Below are 18,803 nucleotides of genomic sequence, written 5' to 3'. Positions count from 1 at the left end.
CGTTGCGTCGCATCGGTAAGGAACTCTCCGCTACTCTTTGCCGCATGCCTCCACCGAGACAGGCACCCACGGCCCGCTTGAGGCGCCTCGCGATGGAGTTGCGACAGCTCAGAGAACGCACGGGCTTGTCCCGCGAGCAGGTGGCCGACGCGACGGACATCAACCGCGCGACCCTCTACCGCATCGAGACGGCACAGGCGAAACCGCAGGTCAGGACGCTTCGAGCGCTTCTCGACGTGTACGGCGTGCCTACCGCCCGTCAGGACGAGCTGGTCGCGATCCTCAGGCTGGCCAAGGAGGAGAGCTGGCTCCACGGCACTACTGAAAGCTTGCCTGGCCAGTACGCCACGTACATCGGATTCGAGAGCGAGGCGAAGGGGCTCCTGAACTACGAGTCCTCATTCGTGCCCGGCTTGCTGCAGACTGAGGCGTACGCGCGAGCCGCAATCCCCGGCGGCGATCCAGAGCTCCCATCGCAAGAGGTCGAAAGCCGGGTCGTAGCACGCATGACGCGCCAGGCTCGGCGCGATCCTTCGCTGAATCTCTGGACGATCATCGACGAAGCGGTGCTGCATCGCCAGGTTGGCGGCCCCAAGGTCATGCGCCAGCAATTGCAGCAGCTGATCGACGTCAGCGATCAACCTCAGGTGACGTTGCAGGTGATCCCCTACGAGGTCGGCGTCCATCCGGGGATGCACGGCTCGTTCGTCATCCTCCAGTTCGCCGAGGGTGTGCACGATGTGGTCTACATCGAGACGAGTGCGGCGGATCTGTTCCTGGAGAGCGAGAAAGACCTGCGGCGATATAACCTGATATTCGAGCAGCTTCAGACTGTCGCAGCCAGCCCGACAGAGTCCCGGCATCTCATAGCCCGCTTGCTTGTCGATACGGAGTGAGAGGAGGTGCGGGGTGACAGGTCAGGAAGTCGACCTTTCCCGTGCCAAGTGGCGCACCAGCAGCTTCAGCGGATCGAACGGCCAATGCGTTCAGGTCGCATTCTTGGGTGGCGGTCACGTCGCCGTACGGGATAGCAAGGATCCGACTGGACCAGTGCTGACTTTCACCGCAGGCGAGTGGAACGCCTTTATACGAGGCGCCAAGGAAGGAGAATTCGAGCCACACACCTCGGTGTAGCGCGTCCACGAATGCCAGCCAACACTTCCGCTCGACTCCCTAGCGGAGAGAGCCGCCGCGGGTGTAGAAACACATGTGATCATGTCCCTGGGCAACGACTTGGACGGCCGTGTACGCGCAGCGGCCATGGCTTGGCTTCGGCAGCGTTGCACGCCCGAAGACCCCGTCGTACCACGTGGTGAACTGCTCAGCTTCCAGTTCGAGGGGCGGCCATTCCCACTGATCGACAACCAGTTGGGCATCCGGAAACCGCAGGGGATGACCGCCGCGCTATCGATCCTTACGACCTACACCTCCGATGGCGCGCGAGCCCCTTACGAGGACGCCGTGGGCGGGGACGGGCTGCTGCGATACAAGTTCCAGGGCAATCGCGAGCACTACACGAACGTCGGGCTGCAGCGTGCCTTCGAGCTCAGACTTCCGCTGATGTGGTTCTTCGGCATCAGGCAGGGTCTCTATCTGCCGTTCTTCCCCGTGTGGATCGTCGCCGTCGAGGTGGAGCAGTCTCAGGTCGCCGTCGCGCTAGACGAGGCCCAGCGACATCTCCGGATCGATGGCCCGGTAAGCCTGATCGAACGCGGCTATTCCGAACGAATCACCAAGCAACGTCTGCACCAGCCGGTCTTCCGGCAACGAGTGATCCAAGCGTACGAGACAAGCTGCGCCATGTGTCATCTGCGCCACCGCTCGCTCCTGGACGCCGCCCATATCATCCCCGACCGCGAAACCCACGGCGTGCCGGCCATTTCCAACGGCATGGCCCTCTGCAAGATCCACCATGCAGCGTACGACGAGAATATCCTCGGCGTACGGCCGGACTACGTCATCGAGGTACGGTCTGACATCTTGGAAGAGCGCGACGGACCCATGTTGAGGTATGGCCTTCAAGCAATGCATGATCTTCGCCTTACGCTCCCGCGCCGACGTATGGACCGCCCAGACCACAATCTTCTAGAGGAGCGTTACGAGCGGTTCCGCGCCGCCGGATAGGCAGCCAAGACGGGATCGAATCCTAAAGACCGTTAGCAGTTGAGGGAACCGAACCTTGGTGTGGCACGGCGGCGCCTGTTCGCTTCCATCGCCACCCGGCACCGATGGGTATCGGCGGGCGGGCCCTCGACGCTTCGTACAGTCGCACGCGCTTAGCCCATGCGTGTACGCGAAATCGGCTGGTCCGATGAACGTGGCCACGGTCGAACGAAGTGGCGCTGCTGAAAGTCCCCGTTTCCAAGTGGGCCAGGCCAGCGAAGTCGATCAGGCCCTGCCTCCCCGCTATGCAGGAGGTGAGGGCCATCGCCAACAGAGATATCCTCCAGCGCCAAACGACTGATCTCAGAGAGGGACGAACCTGAGCTGGACCCTGGAGTCGCCTGACGGTGCTCGGCTGAACGTGAACGCCTGGACCTGGCGCCCCACCCTGGCCTTGCTGGAAGACGGCAAGGTCCTCGACCCCGACACCACGACCATGCTCGGCGTCAATGGTCACATGCCGATCACCGCCCAAGAGGCCGCCCGGATCGCGGACTTCCTCGACACCTACCTGAACGGCCTGCCCGCCGACGGCCGCGTCCGGCTGGACGGAACGGTCACCACCGACCCCGACACCCACCAGTTCCACCGCGCCGACCTGGACCGCAACTACTCGGCGAGCACCGAGTGGCTACGGACGTTCCGCGACTTCTGTCGCGCCGCAACCGAAGGCTTCACCTGCGGCTGAACCCCCTACGGCGCGCAGCCGGGACAGCCTGCCTCAGGCCGGCGGGCATGAACGTGCCAGATGATCTCTGGTCAGCTCGCGGCGCGGTCGCCGAGCGGGCGGCGGCGCAGTGCGGGGTCGGTCAGGGGTGCGGGGCTCCAGAGACCGACCGGGTGGTAGACGTTGGTGCCGGGCGGCACGAGTTCGTCGATCCGGTCGAGCACGGTGTCGTCGAGCACCAGCGAGGCGCCCTTCAGCAAGCCCTCCAGCTGCTCCATCGTGCGCGGGCCCAGGATGACCGAGGTGACCGCCGGATGTGCCGCGACGAAGGCGACGGCCAGCTCCGGCAGGGTGCAGCCGAGCTCGTCCGCCAGTTTCACCAGCTCCTCGACGATCTCCAGCTTGGCCGCGTTGACCGGGATGGACGGGTCGAACCGTTCTGGCGCGAGCGCGGCGCGGCCCCGCGTCATGTCGGCCTGCTGCCCCTTGCGGTAACGGCCGGTCAGGAACCCCCAGCCCAGCGGGCTGTAGGTGAGCACGCCCATGCCGAGCCGCTGCGCCGTGGGAAGGACGTCGCCCTCGATGCCGCGGGCCAGGATGTTGTACGGCGGCTGCTCGGTGCGGAACCGGTACAAGCCGCGCTGCCGGGCCACGTGGTAGGCCTCAACGGTCTCGTGCGCCGGGAAGGCCGAGCTGCCGAAGGCCCGGATCTTGCCCTGCCGTACCAGATCGGTCAGTGCGGAGAGGGTCTCTTCGATGTCGGTCCGGTGGTCGGGGCGGTGGATCTGGTAGAGGTCGATCCAGTCGGTGCGCAGCCGCTTGAGACTCGCCTCGACCTCGCGCATGATCCAACGCCGCGAGTTGCCGCTTCGGTTGGGCCCCTCCCCCATCTGGAAGTGCACCTTGGTCGACAGCACCACCTCGTCTCGCCGGCCCTGCAGCGCCTTGCCCACGATCTCCTCGGACTCGCCCGCCGAGTACATGTCGGCGGTGTCAACGAAGTTGATCCCGTGGTCGAGGGCGGTGTGGATGATGCGGATGCTGTCATCGTGGTCGGGGTTACCGGCCGAGCCGAACATCATGGTGCCGAGGCAGTGGGTGCTGACCTCGATGCCAGTGCCGCCGAGGATGCGATATCTCATGCTTCGGAACCGTAGAAGCTAGAGCCGACTCTAGGTCAAACTGGGCCCCATGTCGGGTTTGAGCATCGGCCAGGTCGCCGAACGCACCGGGCTCAGCGTGCACACACTCCGGTTCTACGAGCGGGAGGGGCTGCTGACCCAGCCGGTACGGCGGGGAACCGCAGGGCACCGGGTCTACAACCAGGATGACGTCGACTGGCTCGGCGTGTGCATCCGGCTACGGGCCTCCGGCATGCCCCTGCCCGACATCCGCCGCTACACCGAACTCGTCAGAGCGGGCCAGGGCAATGAAGTGGAACGGCTGGAGGTGTTGCGCGGACATCGGGAACGGGTGCTCGCCCAGATGCACGACCTCGACGAGTGCCTCAAGCTGATCACCCACAAGGTGGCCATCTACGAGGGCCGTCTGGGTTTACGGGACAACGTCCCAGACTGTGCGCCCTGAGCTTATCGGGGGTAAGCAGACCCGCCTGGGCCGACGGCGCTCAGCACGGCGTGGCCGTTCGGTTCGCTCTCCAGCCTCCATCCGGGCGGCCACCGGTGGGTGTCGGCGGGGCGGGCCACGGATGCTTCGTGCAGCCGCACGTGTTCGGCCCCATGCGTGTACGCGAAATCGGCCGGCCCGTCGAACGTGGCCCGGTCGAACGAGGTGGCGCTGGTGAAGGTCGCGCCCTTGAACATCGCCTGCTGGTGGAAGGCGGCCTCGACGAACCCGGACAGACCGGTGAACGTGGCCGCCGCGAACCCGGCGTTGCCGTGGAAGATCGCCCCAGTGAACCTGGCGTTGCCCCCGAAGTTCACGATGCCGAACGAGGCGTGCCCCCCGAAGACCACCTCGCTGAAGCCCGCCTGCCCCTCGAAGGAGGCGAACCCGAAGTTTGCGCCGCGCTCGAAGGCGGCCCCGCCGAATCTGGCCGCGCCCCGGAAGGTCGCCGAGGTGAACTCCGCCGCGCCGAGAAATCTCGCCTCGCCGAATTCGGCGTCGCCGGTGAAGGAGGCCGTGTCGAAGTGGGCCGCGCCGGTGAAGACCACTCCGCCGAACTTCGCGTCGCCGTTGAAGGTGGCCCCGGTGAACGTGGCCTCCGCGATGCGGCAGCTCACGAAGTTGGCGTCGCACAGGACAGCGCCGGTCAGGTCGAGTCGGATGCCGGGCCAGAACCGGGGATCGGGATCGGCCGCTCTCCACCATCGTGTCTTCGGCGGCTCCCGGTAGCGGAGGTGGTCGGCCAGGATGCGTTGCGCGGTGAGGCGTACCTCCCGTTCCTCCCGTGCGTCCCGACCGGCCGGACGCTCGGCGGGCACGCGGGCGCGAGCGGTTCGTTGCGCGGCCCGGATCCTGGTGTGCCGGTCCCCTGGTAAGGGCTCGTGGTAGGGCATGCGCAGGTACGCGCAGATCACGTCCACGATCGTCTGCCGTAGTAGAGGCGTGTTCTGGGCCAGTTGCTCCAGGGCGTAGAGGCCGGCCAGCCGTACGGGGGCTTGGACATGGCCCAGTTGTTCGGCGGCCTTGCCGTACCTGTCGGTGTCGTGGCCGCGTTGGCCGAGCTGGAACGTGCGCCGCGCGGTGTCGGCGTTGCGCGCGGTGTAGAAGACAGCCACCAGCGCGGCCAGACCGGTGCCGACCGCCAGTGCTCGGCCTCTGATCGCGTCCAGCGCCGCCGCGAGCTGGTCCCCCTGCAGCCCGTGCACCCCGTCGACGTGCGTCAGCCACCAGGGCGCACCTGGCCCGAGTATCCAGCCGATCGACAGGGTCAGCAGCAGTCCGCTCACAGCGACGGTGATCGTGGCGGGTTTCATCCCACAAAGGTGCCGGAAACCGTCGCCTCTGGCCACGCTGTTCGTACGGCCATTTTGGTGATCGATTCGACTTCACCGCTCATCCGGGCGAGCCTGATGAAGGGAATCGAATCGCTACGGCGTGTTCCACGAACAAGGTGACGACTGCGACCAGGCGTGGAAGAGTGCAGGGCATGTCTACAAACGATCAGTCAGCTGGAGTGGTCGGCGTCGGCTACGAAGGACGCGACCTCGATGAGTTCATCCGGCAGCTACGCGGCGAGGGCGTGGCGAGGCTGGTCGATGTGCGTCTCAATCCGATCTCCCGCAAGCGTGGGTTCAGCAAGACGGCCCTATCCACCGCCTTGGCCGACGCCGAGATCGCCTATGAGCACATGCGCGAATTGGGCAATCCGAAATGGAACCGTCCAGGGTTCGGCGGTAGCCCCGCAGAGCTAGGAGCCGCTCGCGGCTTCTACGCTCAAACCCTGCATGATGACCACGCTCGTACCTGTCTGGAGCGGATCGCCTTCGCTGCCCGAAATCAGCGTGTGGCGGTGATGTGCTTCGAGGCTGATGAGTCCCGCTGCCATCGGGACTTGGTCTTGGAAGCGATTCACGAACAGTTCAGCTTCGCGATCTCAGCGTAGGACGTTCAGGGTAGACAACACCCAGGACGATGAAGCTCTGTGGGTGCGCTTGCTGGTTGCCGACATAGAAGATCGTGTCACGCTTCGGCGAGCACATCATGTCCCAGAATTTCTCCCGAATGAGCCGCTTCAGACCTTCGTCGTCACGGTCGGTGAATCGACGCTGCAGGGCTACAAGCTCCCAGTCGTAGATGCCTTGACGATGCGTTTTGCAGGTGGCCGAGTGACATCGGTACTGGTACCACGCTTTGAAACGGGGAGCCTGCAAGGCAGTACGAGGTCCCGTGTCCAAAAGATCAAGCTGTTGTACATATCGGTCGATCTTCGCTTGTTCCTCAGGTGTCCAGCCGGGGTGGGGCCTGATGTCCAACTTGAGGATCTCCCTTGGCCGGATTGCCGCCAGCGAGCGGGCACTTGGTCGGTCCCGAACGGCGTTGATGAGATCGCACATCGATTCCTCGACGTAGTCATCGACGTAGGACATGCGCCTATCCCAGCCTTTGATCTGCGCCTCTACCACGAAACTGTCCGCGCGAGGGCGCCAGCTCTCTGCCCGTGGATCACTCGTGTTCGGCTTGGCGTCCACCAGGACGATGTCGTATTTCTTGAACTTGCTATCCCCGTCCAGCTCGCGAAAGTTGATCGGATAGAGCCGCATCCAACCCGGATTGTCAAGATCAAGACTTAGAGCGGCGACGCATACCGTCTCACCGTAAGTTTCGGAAGGGTTCGGCGCGGCCTTCACAGTGATCAACACTCGAAGCCGCTGATAGTCAGGCCCGACCGGCTTGGGTTGGCTCGTTCCAAGCTCCGGACCGAAGAGAGAGTGTTGCCCCACTATGGATCCTTTGTTCTGAATGACCTTGCGGCTCCCGAGCCGCCCCCGAAGCGTAACTGCAAAGCGTGTGTTTAAGAGAGGTAATCAGGTTCCACTTTCGAACATTCAGCATGTGTGCCGCGAGTGACGGAGATTGTGGACTCGTCACATCGTTGCAACGCTGATCAGTCCGGCTGGAGGGGACAAGATCGCTGGGTTGAGGAGTGCGCCAACGAGCGACCACTAGATGTCCTCGTTCGGTGATATAGGTATTACAGAGCGCCGCAAACCATCATTCGGTCCGTCACGCCAAGGACCACAGCATCGTCGGCGCCTGGTGGTCCACCCCCGACACGGAGCCAACGGATGTCTGACAAAATTTCCGAAACCATCAAATATGAGGGCAAATTCTTCAGGCTGACGCCATCCACAGGCACAGTCATCTGTTCGAAGACCGGCAAAGACATCCATCACAACGAGGACTGTCAGCACCTGAGCGGTGGCGACCAGTCCACCTGGCGGTTCTACGAAGACCCCGACCGCCTCACCTGGCGGCGCCTTATAGACGCCGCTCCGTCGAACGACCACGACGGTCGCCGGAAATTCGCCCAGGTAAACGGGCTGCTCAACGGCGCAGGAAGACCAATCATCGACGCCTGCGACGACTGCGTTCTCAAAGAGGTCTCGGTGACCAATGATGGTCGCCCTGTTCGCATGACCTTAACCGAGGCGCTCGCCGAGTTCGACCGCTCTTCCCTAGCAGATGAGGTCGCCAAGGCCAACGCGGAGATCGAGAAGGTCCACCACGACTTCCCTCTTTCAGCCTGGACTGATATGCCTCTTGATCGCTACGCCCTCGGGGTCTCCGATTACAAGAGCACCTTCTGCTACTTAATGGAGTACGGCACACGCGAGCTGGGCGGCATCGGTGGCGGCAGCGCCCGTAAGCACATGATCTTCAGGCAGAAGAAGGACCAGCTCTGGTATCACGATCGCGCCTTCGCCGACGAGCAGCAGGCGTGGGTGCACTTGCGTCAGGGGTTTCTGGAGGCGTTCTCATCAGTGGAGAACGGCCAGGTCGCGGCGGTCGACGGCATCGAGGCACTCCGTTCTGGCCCGAGCCTGACAGCGAAGACTCTGTACGTCTACTTCCCGGACCACATGCTGCCGATCTATGCACGAGACTACGTTCGTCACTTCATTTCCCTGCTGTCTGATGAGGACACTTCGAAACTGGAACCGTTCGAAGCCCATGCGATGCTGAAGCAACTCATCGACGCGACCGGCCACTTTGCCGGATGGCACCCCAGGGAGATCATGCACTTCCTGTACTGGTGGAACAATCCCAAGCAGGACGCCAGCATCGTCAAGATCGCACCTGGGGCAGGAGCGAAGTACTGGCAGGAGTGCTTGAACGGCGGATACATCTGCGTTGGCTGGGACGACGTCGGGGACCTCACTGCGTACACGTCGGAGGACGACTTCGTGGAAGCCTTCCGAAGCGCTTATGGCCAGGAGTACAAGAACAACAGGTCGAAGATCACAGCGAAGGGCAGGGAACTGTGGCGGTTGACCCAGCTGCAAGCAGGAGATCTGATCGTAGCCAACAAGGGCGTTCAGGAGATCCTCGCCGTTGGTCGTGTGACCGAAACCGGCTATCACTGGCGTGATGATCGTGCCGAATACCGGCATGCCGTAGCCGTGGACTGGGACCCTTCATATGCTCAGACACTCCCGGAAGCCGAGAAGTCCTGGGGGACGGTGACCGTCGCTAACGTACCCGCCCGCCTGTGGCGTGGCATCCGCCAAAAGCCCGGAGTAACCATAAAGCCCGACCCAGTAAAGGTTCAGCCGGCCGACCCACTGTTCATGGCCTTAACCGAGGCCCTCGCGCGCAAAGGCCAGCTCGTACTGTTCGGCCCTCCCGGCACTGGCAAGACCTACACCAGCCTGCGGTTCGCTGCCTGGTGGCTGTCCCAGAAACTCGGCCTGACGCCTGAGCCCTCGTTGGACGGCGCTGCCCTGCAACGGGTGCTGAGCAAGCTATCCCAGCGCAATGGGCGGTCGGCCGGTCACCTCACCCAGGTGACTTTCCATCCTGCATTCGGTTACGAGGACTTTATCGAAGGGTTCCGCCCGGTTGAGAATGGCGGCTCCGGCCTGCGTCTATCGTTGGTCGACGGCGTCTTCAAACGCATCTGCCGAGCCGCCGAACAAGATCCTGGTCGGCCGTATCTGCTGCTTATCGACGAGATCAACCGCGGAGACATCCCAAAGATCTTCGGAGAGTTGATCACGCTGCTCGAGAAGGACAAACGTGGTCTGACCGTAGTCCTTCCACAGAGCGGCGAGGACTTCAGCGTCCCATCGAACGTGCACGTCCTTGGCACGATGAACACCGCAGACCGCAGTATCCGGCTGCTGGACTCGGCGCTGCGCCGACGGTTCGCCTTCGAAGAGCTTCTACCGGACAGTTCCCTGTTGTACGGCTCCCGTGCGGGCAAGGTCGATCTGGGCGAGTTGCTCGACGAGCTCAACCGCCGAGTGCTCAAGGATCTCGGTCGAGAGCGCCAGATCGGGCACTCGTTCTTCCTCGCCGACGGCCGACCTCTGCAGGACGAGGCAATGCTGGCAGCTGTGGTGCGTAACGAAGTGCTCCCTCTGTTGCAGGAGTATGTCTATGACGACTACTCCATGCTCGCCAAGTTCTTCGGCCCAGAGATCGTTGACGTGGTTGATCATCGACTCAACGAGCTGAGTAACGAGAAACTGATCGACGCGCTCTATGCCGAGCTTCAGGTGGATGCAGGTGTCCGGTGAGGCCCGCGTTCCTGGCCGAGTACGAGAAAACCAGCATCTCCGGACTGGAACCGAGCGCCGCCGACCGGGCTGCGGCCGAGTCGGAGGATCTCACGAAACGGGTGAAACTGCGCTGGCTGGCGAGCGGCGACCTGGAGATCGAAGCAACCTCCCACATAGGAATCGTCGCCCTCGACTGTGTCACCATCCATGTCCGCCCCAAACTGGTCGGGCACGAGCTATCCGTGCTGAGGATGCTCGACTACGCGAGCGGACTGTCCGCACTACGAAACGTTGACCGCTTACGAGATCTCCCAGACCAGGGATACGACCTGCGGGATCTCGTCTGCCTGCTGCTAACGGTTGAATGCGAGGCACTCGTACGGCACGGGCTGCGACGCGATTATCTCCGGCGGCAGGAGACACTTCCGGCGCTACGCGGACGACTCCTCCACGATCGGCAAGTGCTGCGCCGTTTCGGTCGACTCGACATGCTGGAGTGCCAGTTCGACGAGTTCGACAGTGGCATCCTGGACAACCGGCTGTGCGCAGCCGCCCTGCGCTTGGCGGCCCGTACAGCGCGGGACGAGGCCGTCCGGGCAAGAGCGCGCCGCGTGGCAACCGACTTTGCCGGAGTCTGCACTGCAGACGGGCTCGACCCGCGTTGGGTTGTGCAGCGCCTGACCTATCACCGTCACAACGAGCACTACCGTCTGGCACATCGATGGGCGCTGCTTCTGTTGCAGGCCCCTGGCTTCGCTGGCCTCTTCTCTAGCAGCGGACCGTCCGCCCGGACGTTCCTGCTGGATATGAACAGCCTGTTCGAGGCCTTCGTCACGCGACTACTCCGCGAGGCCACGCGCCAGACAGGAATCGCCGTTCACGCCCAGGAACCCCTGTCGCGCAGCATCAGCCGTCCTGACGGCCGCAGCTACGCATCAATCACCCCGGACCTCCAGCTCGTGCACGGACACGGACCAAGCGCTTGGCGACGTTCGGTCGACGTCAAGTACAAGCTCTACGCCGACCGGACGGCTGCACCTGCCGATCTTTACCAGAGCTTCGCCTACGGCCAGGCGTTGGGCGGCAGCGAGCCTCCGACCGCGTACATCGTATTCGCCAGCGATCGCGACATCGAGCCGGACCATGTCGTCTTGCGCCGCCTTGATGGCGTTCCCGTGGCCAAGCTCACCTGCGTCGGAGTCAACGTGCCGCACTTGCTGGACGCTCTCGGAACACCGAAACTCCGTCCTCTGCTCAACAAGCTTCTTAATGAAGTGGGCGGCCTGACTCGGTCGTCAGCCGGTACTTCAGGGATACCTCCCGAGCTGTGACGATCTTTCCGCCGGTCTTGGGCCAGCGGTAGCCCCAGATCATAGCCAGCTCGTTGACCACCTGGAGGCCATGGCCGCCGACGTCCCACTCCTCAGGAGTCCGCGGCTTCGGCGGGTGCGGCTACGGTTGCCGCCAGTGGACTCCCCCGGGTGCCGGCCAGCTGTCCTGCGCCATCCGTACTTTCCACTGATGCACGTAGTCCCTGATGCCGGCTTCCCTCTGCGGCATGTTCAGCCACTCCTCGGCGACGCGCTTGAACTCTCGCAGGGCGATGACATCGGTGTCCGGCCCGTAGTCGAGAGGCCACCTGTCGAGAATGTCATCGATCTCCGCCCAGATGCCGTAGAGATGGCTCGCATACCGTAGGGGCGACAACATGCAGTGCCACATCGCCTCACCGAGGAGGTCGCCTGCCTGCCTTACGTCCTCGCTGACGAGGACACCTCGCATGAGCGGATCCAGCTCTGTTGCGAGTCCGGCGAGCAGATCCAGATCTACTTGTCCGGGGTCGGTCATGACTCCAGCATCGCAGGTGCCGAACCGCTTGCGGTCAGCTCGGCCAGGGCCCTGATGATCGCTGAGCCCATCGGATCCCCCCGTCATGAGCTACGGCTTCAAGATTAAAAGGCTCAGGGTGTGTTCGATGGCAGGCTGGTCGCCTGGTCCAATGCGGCCGTGCTTTCCCGGCGTAGCCGTACCGCCAGGAGCGAAGCCCAGCCCCAGCCCACCAGGGCCAGGAGGCGAAGCAGGAGGCTCAGGGGCTGTGAGTGCTCACCGCGCTCCGACAGCACGCCGGACAGCACGTAGATCGCCGGTAGTGCCACCCCGGTGACCGCACACAAGACCGCCCAGCGCCGTTCGCCCAGCGCGGCGAACCGCCGGGCGAACACGAAGCAGGCCGCGATCAGCGAGACCAGCACCACGAAGAAGCCGGCGCCGTGCAACACGTGGCTCACGCCGGCGTCGGTGGGCACGCCGGTCGGCGCTCCCTGCGGATAGCCCCACCCAGGGGCGGTGCGGAAGACCCCCGCGATGACCAGTCCGGTTCCGAAGGCGCCCATCAGCAATGGCCCCCACGTCCCACCGCGGCCGGGATGCAGCGCGCGCCGCATCCCCACCGCGAACGCGACGTACAACAGCCCGGTGACCACGAAGTTGGCGACCTGAATCCAGCCGAGGTCGCCCAAGCTGAGCAGGCTGAGCGGCTGCCGCCGGGGGTCGAAGCCGGGACGCGTGTAGTCCTGGATCAGCACCAGAGCGATGAACAGCGGGCCGGCGACGGCACCGCATGCCAAGAGGGACCTGGTCAGCCGCATCTCTGTCTCCTTAGCGTTGCTAAGGCATCTGATGCTGCCTTAGCGCCGCTAAGCTGTCAATCGATGAGTGAGACCAAGCGCCCGGCGCTCAGCAGGCAGGCTCTGATCGAGACAGCGCTTCGCCTGGTCGACCAGGTCGGCCTCGACGGGCTGACCGTACGCAGGCTCGCCACCGAGCTGGGCGTGAAGTCCCCGGCGCTCTACTGGCACATCCGCACCAAGCAGGAGCTACTCGACGGCATGGCCGACGCGATCATCGTGGCCGCCGGGATGGGCCCGCCCCGCGAAGGCGAGAGCTGGCAGGACTGGCTGGTCCGCCGAGCCCACGCCTACCGCGCCTCGCTGCTCGCGCACCGCGACGGTGCCCGCCTGGTCGCCAACGCGGTCGGCCTGAGCCCGGCGACGATCAGACTGTTCGACGAGGAGCTCACCGCGCTGGTCGGCTGCGGATTCACCCCAGCACTCGCGCTGCGTACGATCTCGAGCTGCACCAGCTACATCAACGGCTTCGTCCTCCGAGAGCAGGCCGAGCGGCAGGAGAGCGCCGACGACCCGTCACAGCGGCTCGCGGCGGTGGCCGCCCTGCTGGAGCGCGGAATGGACGCCACCTTCCTCCTGGCCATCCGCGAAGGCGGCAGCACGCTCGGAGACGAAGCCTTCGACCACGGCCTTCGCACCCTGATCGACGGCACGGCCACCGCGCTCCAGCGTTCCACCATCCACTGACACCTCCCAGTAGGTGGCCGAGCCGCCGTAGCGCAGCCACATCAGGGGCAGAGTGCCACCGTCGGGTGATGTTCGCCTCTCCGTCAGAGGGTCGTACTCAGGAACATCGGGAAATTGAAGCAGTTCGGGCCGATGAGCCGCTGAACCGAGGAGATGGTGTCGCCGAACTGCCACCACGCGTGGTGGAGGTCATTGATGGACTGGCCTGGAAGGATGCAGTACGCGCGGCCGCCGTTGTTGTCGTGCTGGTAGACGACCCAGGCCGAGTCGCCGGTTACGCGGAGGGCACTGGCCCGGTCTTCGCTGCCACTGGAAGACAGATCGCGGTTGGACTCGGTGAAGGTCCAGTTGAGGCCGCCCATCGACTGGTTCTGGCCGATTATGAGGCTCCCGACCGCGGACTGGCCGCCGCCCAGGACCATTACCGCGTGTGCGGAGCCGGCCTGCGCCGGCGCGGCGGCCGTCAGTGCCGCCACGGTGGCTGCCGAGGCCAGGATCGCCAGCAGGTGCTTACGCATGAGATACCCCCTGTAAGAGTGACTGTCATCAGAAGGGCGTGACATCCCGTTCCACGCCATGGAACGGGAGACCCGAAACCGATCCACCAAGGCGACCTGGGTGGAGCAGACGCGGCCGGGCGGCGTCATCGTGACCCCGTGGTCACCCGGCTGGGCGTTCGGCGTCCTGGGCTCGTTCCCGGCGGGATGACGTGGTCTCAGCGCGGGTGATAGTTGAGCGTCCCGAGGGGCCAATGCGTGGACAACCACGCTGTCACGGCTTCGTACAGGGGCACGTCCAGTTCGGCTCGGTCCGCCCGGACCCAGGAGGACACGTCAGCGTCGTGGTCGTCGCTGCGGGAGGGATAGATGTAGACGCATCCGATCACCTCGCCACCGGCCGGATCGAGGACGGTGTAGGTGAATCCGCGGCGCTGAACGAAGTCGTTCGCGTGGCGCCGCAGGTCGGCGAGGTTCGCCTCCAGGGTCATGCCACCCACGGGGGGCCAATCTCCGTCCGGGAAGCCCGGGGTCGCGCGGATGTGCTCGATGCTGCTGGTCCAGGCAGCGTGGTCGGCGGCGTTGTGCTGGGGTCCCAGGGGTTCCAGACGGAACTGCGGGGTGGCCAGGCATGGAGGGACGGCGAAGTCGTCGGGGACGAGAGCACGATCGTTCATGAGTCCGAGGCTATGGGGCTGAGCTCGCACCGACGGGCTCCAACTACTCGGTCTCACAACATGAAAACGCTTCAGCCCTGCGGGCTTTTGTGCCCGCAATGAGGGCACGGACTTGTCAAGCTGCCTTCATGGCGGGTGCAAGCGCACGGGAAGTCTCCGCAGTAGACATTGGAACCCGGCCATCCGTCTTCGGCAAAAATTCTCGCGCCACTGAGGCTGATGAACTGAAAAGTGCGAGTTTCTGAGGCGTCATTCACGACCTGGATCTGCCAGTTGCTTCCCGGGCGGTCGAGAGACACTCGTACGAGATATACGTCGAAGTTTCTCCGCATCCAGGTGGCGGAGCCCACGATATGGTTCTCGGCGTCGACGACGGGCTCCGCGTCAGGGAATTCGGTCACCGTGACCGGCGGTCCCATATCGGCTCTGAGCTGGATCAGCGGCGGCTTGGTGCCGCGCTGGCCGTCGGGACCGGAGGTCACCAAGCGTAGGAGCATCGCCTGCCCTGAGCCAGGTGCCTCGATTCCGATGAAGTCACTGGACTCTTCGGCGGCCAGCCGCAACGGAGCCGATGCACTAGGAAAATTCACGACCAACCACCCGTCATTCAACAAAAGTGCCTTAATGCCTACCTGCCCTCTTTGGTCCGCCTGGCCACGGGGCTCTCGGTAAAGAACATCAAAGTATGGATGATTGCCGCCGGGCGGCCCGGAGGAGTCTCATCTTCAGCAGCGCCTCGCCGTACGGCGGGGTCCCCGGCCCCGTTCGCGGTCGCCGCCATGGCGGTCTCGACCCTTCTTCCAGCTCTCCGGCGCGCTCCCGGTCAAGTGCGAGCGCTTGGCTGCGCTCTCCACGACACGCCGGGGCGGCCGGTCTGAGCTGCGTGGTGTCGGCCGCCCCAGGTGGACGGCCGCTAGTAGATCATGAACGCCGCTGACGCAGGCCCAGCAAGCAGAGCCGTGAGGGTTACTGCGGCGAGCAGGACAAAGAACAGTTTGCGCATGACGCCTCCTGGTCAGGTCACGGATTTTGCTCAGTGTGAAGCAGGGGCACCATAGTGACAAGGCCTAACAAATGGAGTGCGTGTTATCGCTCTTCCGGAGTTCGTGCGTCATCCCGGCGTACTGCCCCGCGCCTGCCCCCCGTGATTCGCCAGGTTGAGGCCGCCGGCCTCGCTGGTCCGGTTGTCCGTGTCCCACGCAGGCCGGACAGAACGGGCGGCACTGGACGCGTTAGGCCTTGACGGGCTTCCAGTGCCAGGTGTTGCTGGGGTATCGGACGCACTTGTAGCGCTTGGTGTGGGCGGCAGCCCGCATGGAGTATCCGTACGCGTTGCGCTGGGTTTTGGCGCAGAAGGCGCCGGGCGAGACGCAGTCCCAGTGCTTCTTGTGCTGGTAGTAGTACCTGCCCGAGCTCTGCTTCTGTTTGCACCAGCCGGCCGGGGCCACCAGTGAGTGAGAATGCGAGTGACTTTCGGCGGACGCTAAAGCGGGAGCTCCAGAAATGACCAGGAGAGTTGCCGCACTGAAGGCGGTGATGATCGTTTTTCGCACCATGACTACATTAGTCGCCGCCAATTACGTTTGGGATACTTTGCGGAATGGATCAAACAACCACCGATCCCGCGCACGCGGGCGCGTCGACGCGGGCGCCGTTCCATGACGCATGCATGTCGCGCATGTAACAGCATGTAAAACATTCACTTGCTCGATGTAAGGTCAGCCACTTCACTGAGGGCATGACCACCCCGCCTACCTCCGACGTCGACCTCTTCGCAGACGAGGTCGTCCTCGACCCGTACCCCGTCTACGCCGAACTGCGGGAGCAGGGCACCGTCGTCCACCTCCTGAAGAACGATGTGTACGCGCTGACGCGCTACGCCGCCATCCGTGACGCGCTCATGGACTGGGAGTCGTTCTCCTCGACCTCGATCGCGTTCAATCCGATGGCCAACGAGGCGCTCACCGGCACCTCGCTCGCGTCCGATCCGCCGGTCCACACCCAGCTGCGCGCCACGCTCACCGAGAACCTCTCACCGCGTGCGCTGCGCGGGCTCAAGGGCCGGATCGAGGCGAAGGCGGACGTTCTCGTCGCCGAGCTCGTCGAGAAGGGCTCCTTCGAGGCCATCGACGCCCTGGCGCGGGCCTTCCCGCTGGAGGTCGTCGCGGACCTGATCGGCTTCACCGGCCACGTGCGCGACAACATGCTGCGCTGGGGACAGGCCGCCATGCAGGTCATCGGTCCGATGAACCAGCGCACGGCCGAGAGCTTCCCGATCGCCGGGGAGCTCTACGCCTGGTGCTCCCAGGTCAAGGCGTCCGACCTGGCCGAAGGGTCCGTGGGCCGCGGCATCTTCGACGCCGAGGCGCGGGGCGCCATCCCGCCGGACACGGCCGGTCACATCATCCACCAGTACCTCGGCGCCGGTGTCGACACCACCGTGGCGGCGATCGGCAACGTCGTCGCGCTCTTCGCCGCGCACCCCGATCAGCTCGATCTGGTCCGTGAGAACCCGTCGCTGGTGCCGGCGGCGTTCAACGAGGTGCTGCGCTTCTGGCCTCCCGTCAACGCCTGGGGCCGGCGCGCCACCAGGGACGTCGAGATCGACGGGACCGTCATCCCGGCGGGCGCGCAGATCGCGGTCCTGCTCGGCGCCGGCAACCGCGACCCCCGGCACTACGAGAACCCGGACGCCTTCCTCGTCGAGCGCAATCCGGTCGACCATCTGTCGTTCGGCTACGGCCCCCACGGCTGCGCGGGCCAGGGACTCGCGCGCCTGGAGGCTCACGCCGTGATCGAAGCGCTCTCCCGGCGCGCCAAGCGCCTCGTCGTCGGGCCCGAGGTCCGTGTTCCCAGCAACATCACCCGGAGCATCGAGGAGCTCCCCGTCCTGGAGGTGATCCCCGCGTGAGGATCGTTGTCGACCGCCCCCGCTGTGAGGGTCACGGCCTGTGCGAGGAGGCCGCGCCGCGGCTCATGCACCTCGACGACGACGGCGAGCTCGTGCTGGACCGAGAGGAGATCGACGAGGCCGACGCCGCCCTGGCGAACGCCGCCGTCCGCGTGTGCCCGGTCGCGGCACTGAGGATCGCATGAGTGGCGGCGCCATCAACCGCGTCGTCGTCGTCGGCAACGGGATCGCCGGGCTGACCGCGGCCGACACGCTCCGCGAGGCCGGCTTCGACGGCGAGCTGACCATCGTCGGCGACGAGCCGCGCCCCGCGTACAGCCGCCCGGCCTTGTCGAAGGCGCTGCTGCTCGACGGCGACGACGTGTCGTCGCACGAGCTTCCGCCGACCGGCCACGGGGCGACCGAACTGCTGGGCGTACGCGCGACCGCACTCGACCTCGATCGCCGGCTCGTCAGCCTCGACGACGGCACGGCCCTGCCGTACGACCGCGTCGTCCTGGCCACCGGCTCCCGGGCGCGACGGCTGTCCAGTCTTTCCGAGGAGCTCACCCTGCGCGGGCTCGACGACGCGCTGTCCCTGCGGGGCCGGCTGGCGGCCACACCGTCGGTCATCGTGGTGGGCGGCGGCCCGCTCGGCATGGAGATCGCCTCCGGGTGCCTGGCCGCCGGCTGTCAGGTCACCCTCGTCTCCCAGGGCGTGCCGCTGATCGTCCAGCTCGGCCCCCACCTCGCCGGCGTCTTCGTCAGGGCCGCGCTGGACCAGGGACTCACCATCGTCGAGACCGGGTCGGCCCGGCTCGAACGGCGTGAGGGGAGTGCGCGGGTCGTCCTTGACGAGGGCGCGGTCCGCGAGGCAGAAATGATCATCACCGCCGTCGGCGACGTACCCAACACGGAATGGCTCGCGGACACGGGACTCGCGCCGCAGGGCGTCATCCCGGTCGACTCACACGGGCTGGTCCGGCCCGACGTCGCGGCCGTCGGTGACCTGGCGGCCTTCCCCACCCCGTACGGCTTGCGCCGCATCCCCCTCTGGAGCAGCGCGATCGAGCAGGCGAAGGTCGCCGCCCGGGCACTGGTCCACGGCCACGACGCGCCGCCGCTGCGGTTCCAGCCGTACTTCTGGACCGAGCAGTTCGGGCTGAGCCTCAAAGCGGTGGGCTATCTGCCGCTGGAGGGCGAACCGACGTACATCGAGGGAGAGCCCGGTGGCGGGCCGGCGTTGATGCGCTGGTCACACGATGACGGGGCCGGTGTGGCCGCGGCGCTCAACTACCGGGTCGCGATTCCCCGGCTGCGTCGTATGAGTCAGGCCGCCGCGTAGGGT

Annotated in this window: 21 protein-coding genes; 12 read left to right on the top strand and 9 right to left on the bottom strand. The window is 65.1% G+C overall.

All coding sequences use genetic code 11. The annotated features are described in order from the left end of the window. Window positions 1–92: 92 nt before the first annotated feature. The 4 genes from IEY82_RS35300 (at window position 93) to IEY82_RS35285 (ending at window position 2,851) form a co-directional block, all read left to right on the top strand. On the top strand, window positions 93–896 hold the full coding sequence (locus IEY82_RS35300) for a helix-turn-helix domain-containing protein (RefSeq protein ID WP_225263912.1): 804 nt from the start codon (window positions 93–95) through the stop codon (window positions 894–896). A 13-nt stretch (window positions 897–909) separates the two neighbouring features. Then, on the top strand, window positions 910–1,134 hold the full coding sequence (locus IEY82_RS35295; RefSeq protein ID WP_189128629.1) for a DUF397 domain-containing protein: 225 nt from the start codon (window positions 910–912) through the stop codon (window positions 1,132–1,134). An 81-nt stretch (window positions 1,135–1,215) separates the two neighbouring features. Then, window positions 1,216–2,124 (top strand): HNH endonuclease, encoded by a 909-nt coding sequence (locus IEY82_RS35290; RefSeq protein ID WP_225263914.1) that lies wholly within the window; start codon window positions 1,216–1,218, stop codon window positions 2,122–2,124. A gap of 400 nt (window positions 2,125–2,524) precedes the next feature. After that, window positions 2,525–2,851 (top strand): hypothetical protein, encoded by a 327-nt coding sequence (locus tag IEY82_RS35285; protein WP_189128628.1) that lies wholly within the window; start codon window positions 2,525–2,527, stop codon window positions 2,849–2,851. A 71-nt stretch (window positions 2,852–2,922) separates the two neighbouring features. Here IEY82_RS35285 and IEY82_RS35280 read toward each other — a convergent pair whose 3' ends face one another. Then, window positions 2,923–3,972, bottom strand: a complete 1,050-nt coding sequence (locus IEY82_RS35280) for an aldo/keto reductase (RefSeq protein WP_189128627.1) — start codon at window positions 3,970–3,972, stop codon at window positions 2,923–2,925. A gap of 49 nt (window positions 3,973–4,021) precedes the next feature. Between IEY82_RS35280 and IEY82_RS35275 the strand changes: the two genes are divergently transcribed. Next, window positions 4,022–4,417, top strand: coding sequence for a MerR family transcriptional regulator (locus tag IEY82_RS35275; protein ID WP_189128626.1), 396 nt, complete (start codon window positions 4,022–4,024; stop codon window positions 4,415–4,417). A 2-nt stretch (window positions 4,418–4,419) separates the two neighbouring features. On the opposite strand, the gene IEY82_RS35270 is transcribed toward IEY82_RS35275, so the two are convergent. Continuing rightward, window positions 4,420–5,769 (bottom strand): pentapeptide repeat-containing protein, encoded by a 1,350-nt coding sequence (locus tag IEY82_RS35270; RefSeq protein ID WP_189128625.1) that lies wholly within the window; start codon window positions 5,767–5,769, stop codon window positions 4,420–4,422. 173 nt (window positions 5,770–5,942) lie between these two features. Between IEY82_RS35270 and IEY82_RS35265 the strand changes: the two genes are divergently transcribed. Then, window positions 5,943–6,398 (top strand): DUF488 domain-containing protein, encoded by a 456-nt coding sequence (locus IEY82_RS35265; RefSeq protein WP_189128624.1) that lies wholly within the window; start codon window positions 5,943–5,945, stop codon window positions 6,396–6,398. Here IEY82_RS35265 and IEY82_RS35260 read toward each other — a convergent pair. Further along, entirely contained in the window at window positions 6,376–7,236 is an 861-nt protein-coding gene (locus IEY82_RS35260; protein ID WP_189128623.1) for a DUF8757 domain-containing protein, read from the bottom strand. The two genes, IEY82_RS35265 and IEY82_RS35260, sit on opposite strands and share 23 nt — an antisense overlap. 345 nt (window positions 7,237–7,581) lie before the next feature. Here IEY82_RS35260 and IEY82_RS35255 point away from each other — a divergent pair, with 345 nt between their 5' ends. Together IEY82_RS35255 and IEY82_RS35250 are read left to right on the top strand one after the other, a co-directional pair. Further along, the gene (locus tag IEY82_RS35255; RefSeq protein ID WP_189128622.1) at window positions 7,582–10,035 is read left to right on the top strand and encodes a DUF8426 domain-containing protein; all 2,454 of its coding nucleotides are present in this window, start codon (window positions 7,582–7,584) and stop codon (window positions 10,033–10,035) included. After that, window positions 10,032–11,348 (top strand): McrC family protein, encoded by a 1,317-nt coding sequence (locus IEY82_RS35250; RefSeq protein WP_189128621.1) that lies wholly within the window; start codon window positions 10,032–10,034, stop codon window positions 11,346–11,348. The genes IEY82_RS35255 and IEY82_RS35250 overlap by 4 nt, the downstream gene beginning before the upstream one ends. 121 nt (window positions 11,349–11,469) lie before the next feature. Here the strand turns inward: IEY82_RS35250 and IEY82_RS35245 are convergent, their stop codons facing one another. Next, window positions 11,470–11,865 carry a hypothetical protein gene (locus tag IEY82_RS35245; protein ID WP_189128620.1) on the bottom strand — a complete coding sequence of 132 codons (396 nt, stop codon included), beginning with the start codon at window positions 11,863–11,865 and terminating at the stop codon, window positions 11,470–11,472. A gap of 113 nt (window positions 11,866–11,978) precedes the next feature. Beyond that, the gene (locus IEY82_RS35240; protein WP_189128619.1) at window positions 11,979–12,665 is read right to left on the bottom strand and encodes a DUF998 domain-containing protein; all 687 of its coding nucleotides are present in this window, start codon (window positions 12,663–12,665) and stop codon (window positions 11,979–11,981) included. A gap of 63 nt (window positions 12,666–12,728) precedes the next feature. Between IEY82_RS35240 and IEY82_RS35235 the strand changes: the two genes are divergently transcribed. After that, window positions 12,729–13,391 (top strand): TetR/AcrR family transcriptional regulator C-terminal domain-containing protein, encoded by a 663-nt coding sequence (locus IEY82_RS35235; RefSeq protein WP_189128618.1) that lies wholly within the window; start codon window positions 12,729–12,731, stop codon window positions 13,389–13,391. Window positions 13,392–13,474: 83 nt separating this feature from the next. Here IEY82_RS35235 and IEY82_RS35230 read toward each other — a convergent pair whose 3' ends face one another. From IEY82_RS35230 to IEY82_RS35215, 4 genes are all read right to left on the bottom strand, one after another. Next, window positions 13,475–13,909, bottom strand: a complete 435-nt coding sequence (locus IEY82_RS35230) for a beta/gamma crystallin-related protein (protein ID WP_189128617.1) — start codon at window positions 13,907–13,909, stop codon at window positions 13,475–13,477. A 197-nt stretch (window positions 13,910–14,106) separates the two neighbouring features. Beyond that, window positions 14,107–14,565 carry a GNAT family N-acetyltransferase gene (locus IEY82_RS35225; protein ID WP_189128616.1) on the bottom strand — a complete coding sequence of 153 codons (459 nt, stop codon included), beginning with the start codon at window positions 14,563–14,565 and terminating at the stop codon, window positions 14,107–14,109. A 71-nt stretch (window positions 14,566–14,636) separates the two neighbouring features. Beyond that, the gene (locus tag IEY82_RS35220; RefSeq protein ID WP_189128615.1) at window positions 14,637–15,155 is read right to left on the bottom strand and encodes a hypothetical protein; all 519 of its coding nucleotides are present in this window, start codon (window positions 15,153–15,155) and stop codon (window positions 14,637–14,639) included. A gap of 642 nt (window positions 15,156–15,797) precedes the next feature. After that, window positions 15,798–16,013 (bottom strand): hypothetical protein, encoded by a 216-nt coding sequence (locus tag IEY82_RS35215; RefSeq protein ID WP_189128614.1) that lies wholly within the window; start codon window positions 16,011–16,013, stop codon window positions 15,798–15,800. Between the two features lie 290 nt (window positions 16,014–16,303). Between IEY82_RS35215 and IEY82_RS35210 the strand changes: the two genes are divergently transcribed. The 3 genes from IEY82_RS35210 to IEY82_RS35200 are packed head-to-tail and all read left to right on the top strand — an operon-like array spanning window position 16,304 to window position 18,800. Beyond that, window positions 16,304–17,476, top strand: coding sequence for a cytochrome P450 (locus IEY82_RS35210; protein WP_189128613.1), 1,173 nt, complete (start codon window positions 16,304–16,306; stop codon window positions 17,474–17,476). After that, window positions 17,473–17,661: a ferredoxin gene (locus IEY82_RS35205; protein ID WP_189128612.1), complete on the top strand. Its 189-nt coding sequence runs from the start codon at window positions 17,473–17,475 to the stop codon at window positions 17,659–17,661. The genes IEY82_RS35210 and IEY82_RS35205 overlap by 4 nt, the downstream gene beginning before the upstream one ends. Next, window positions 17,658–18,800, top strand: a complete 1,143-nt coding sequence (locus tag IEY82_RS35200; RefSeq protein ID WP_189128611.1) for an NAD(P)/FAD-dependent oxidoreductase — start codon at window positions 17,658–17,660, stop codon at window positions 18,798–18,800. The genes IEY82_RS35205 and IEY82_RS35200 overlap by 4 nt, the downstream gene beginning before the upstream one ends. Window positions 18,801–18,803: the final 3 nt, after the last annotated feature.

This window comes from Nonomuraea cavernae, from assembly GCF_014646355.1.
Lineage (GTDB): Bacteria > Actinomycetota > Actinomycetes > Streptosporangiales > Streptosporangiaceae > Nonomuraea > Nonomuraea cavernae.
The sequence above is the reverse complement of the archived record's forward strand: the minus strand, read 5'-3'. Positions and strand labels throughout refer to the sequence as shown.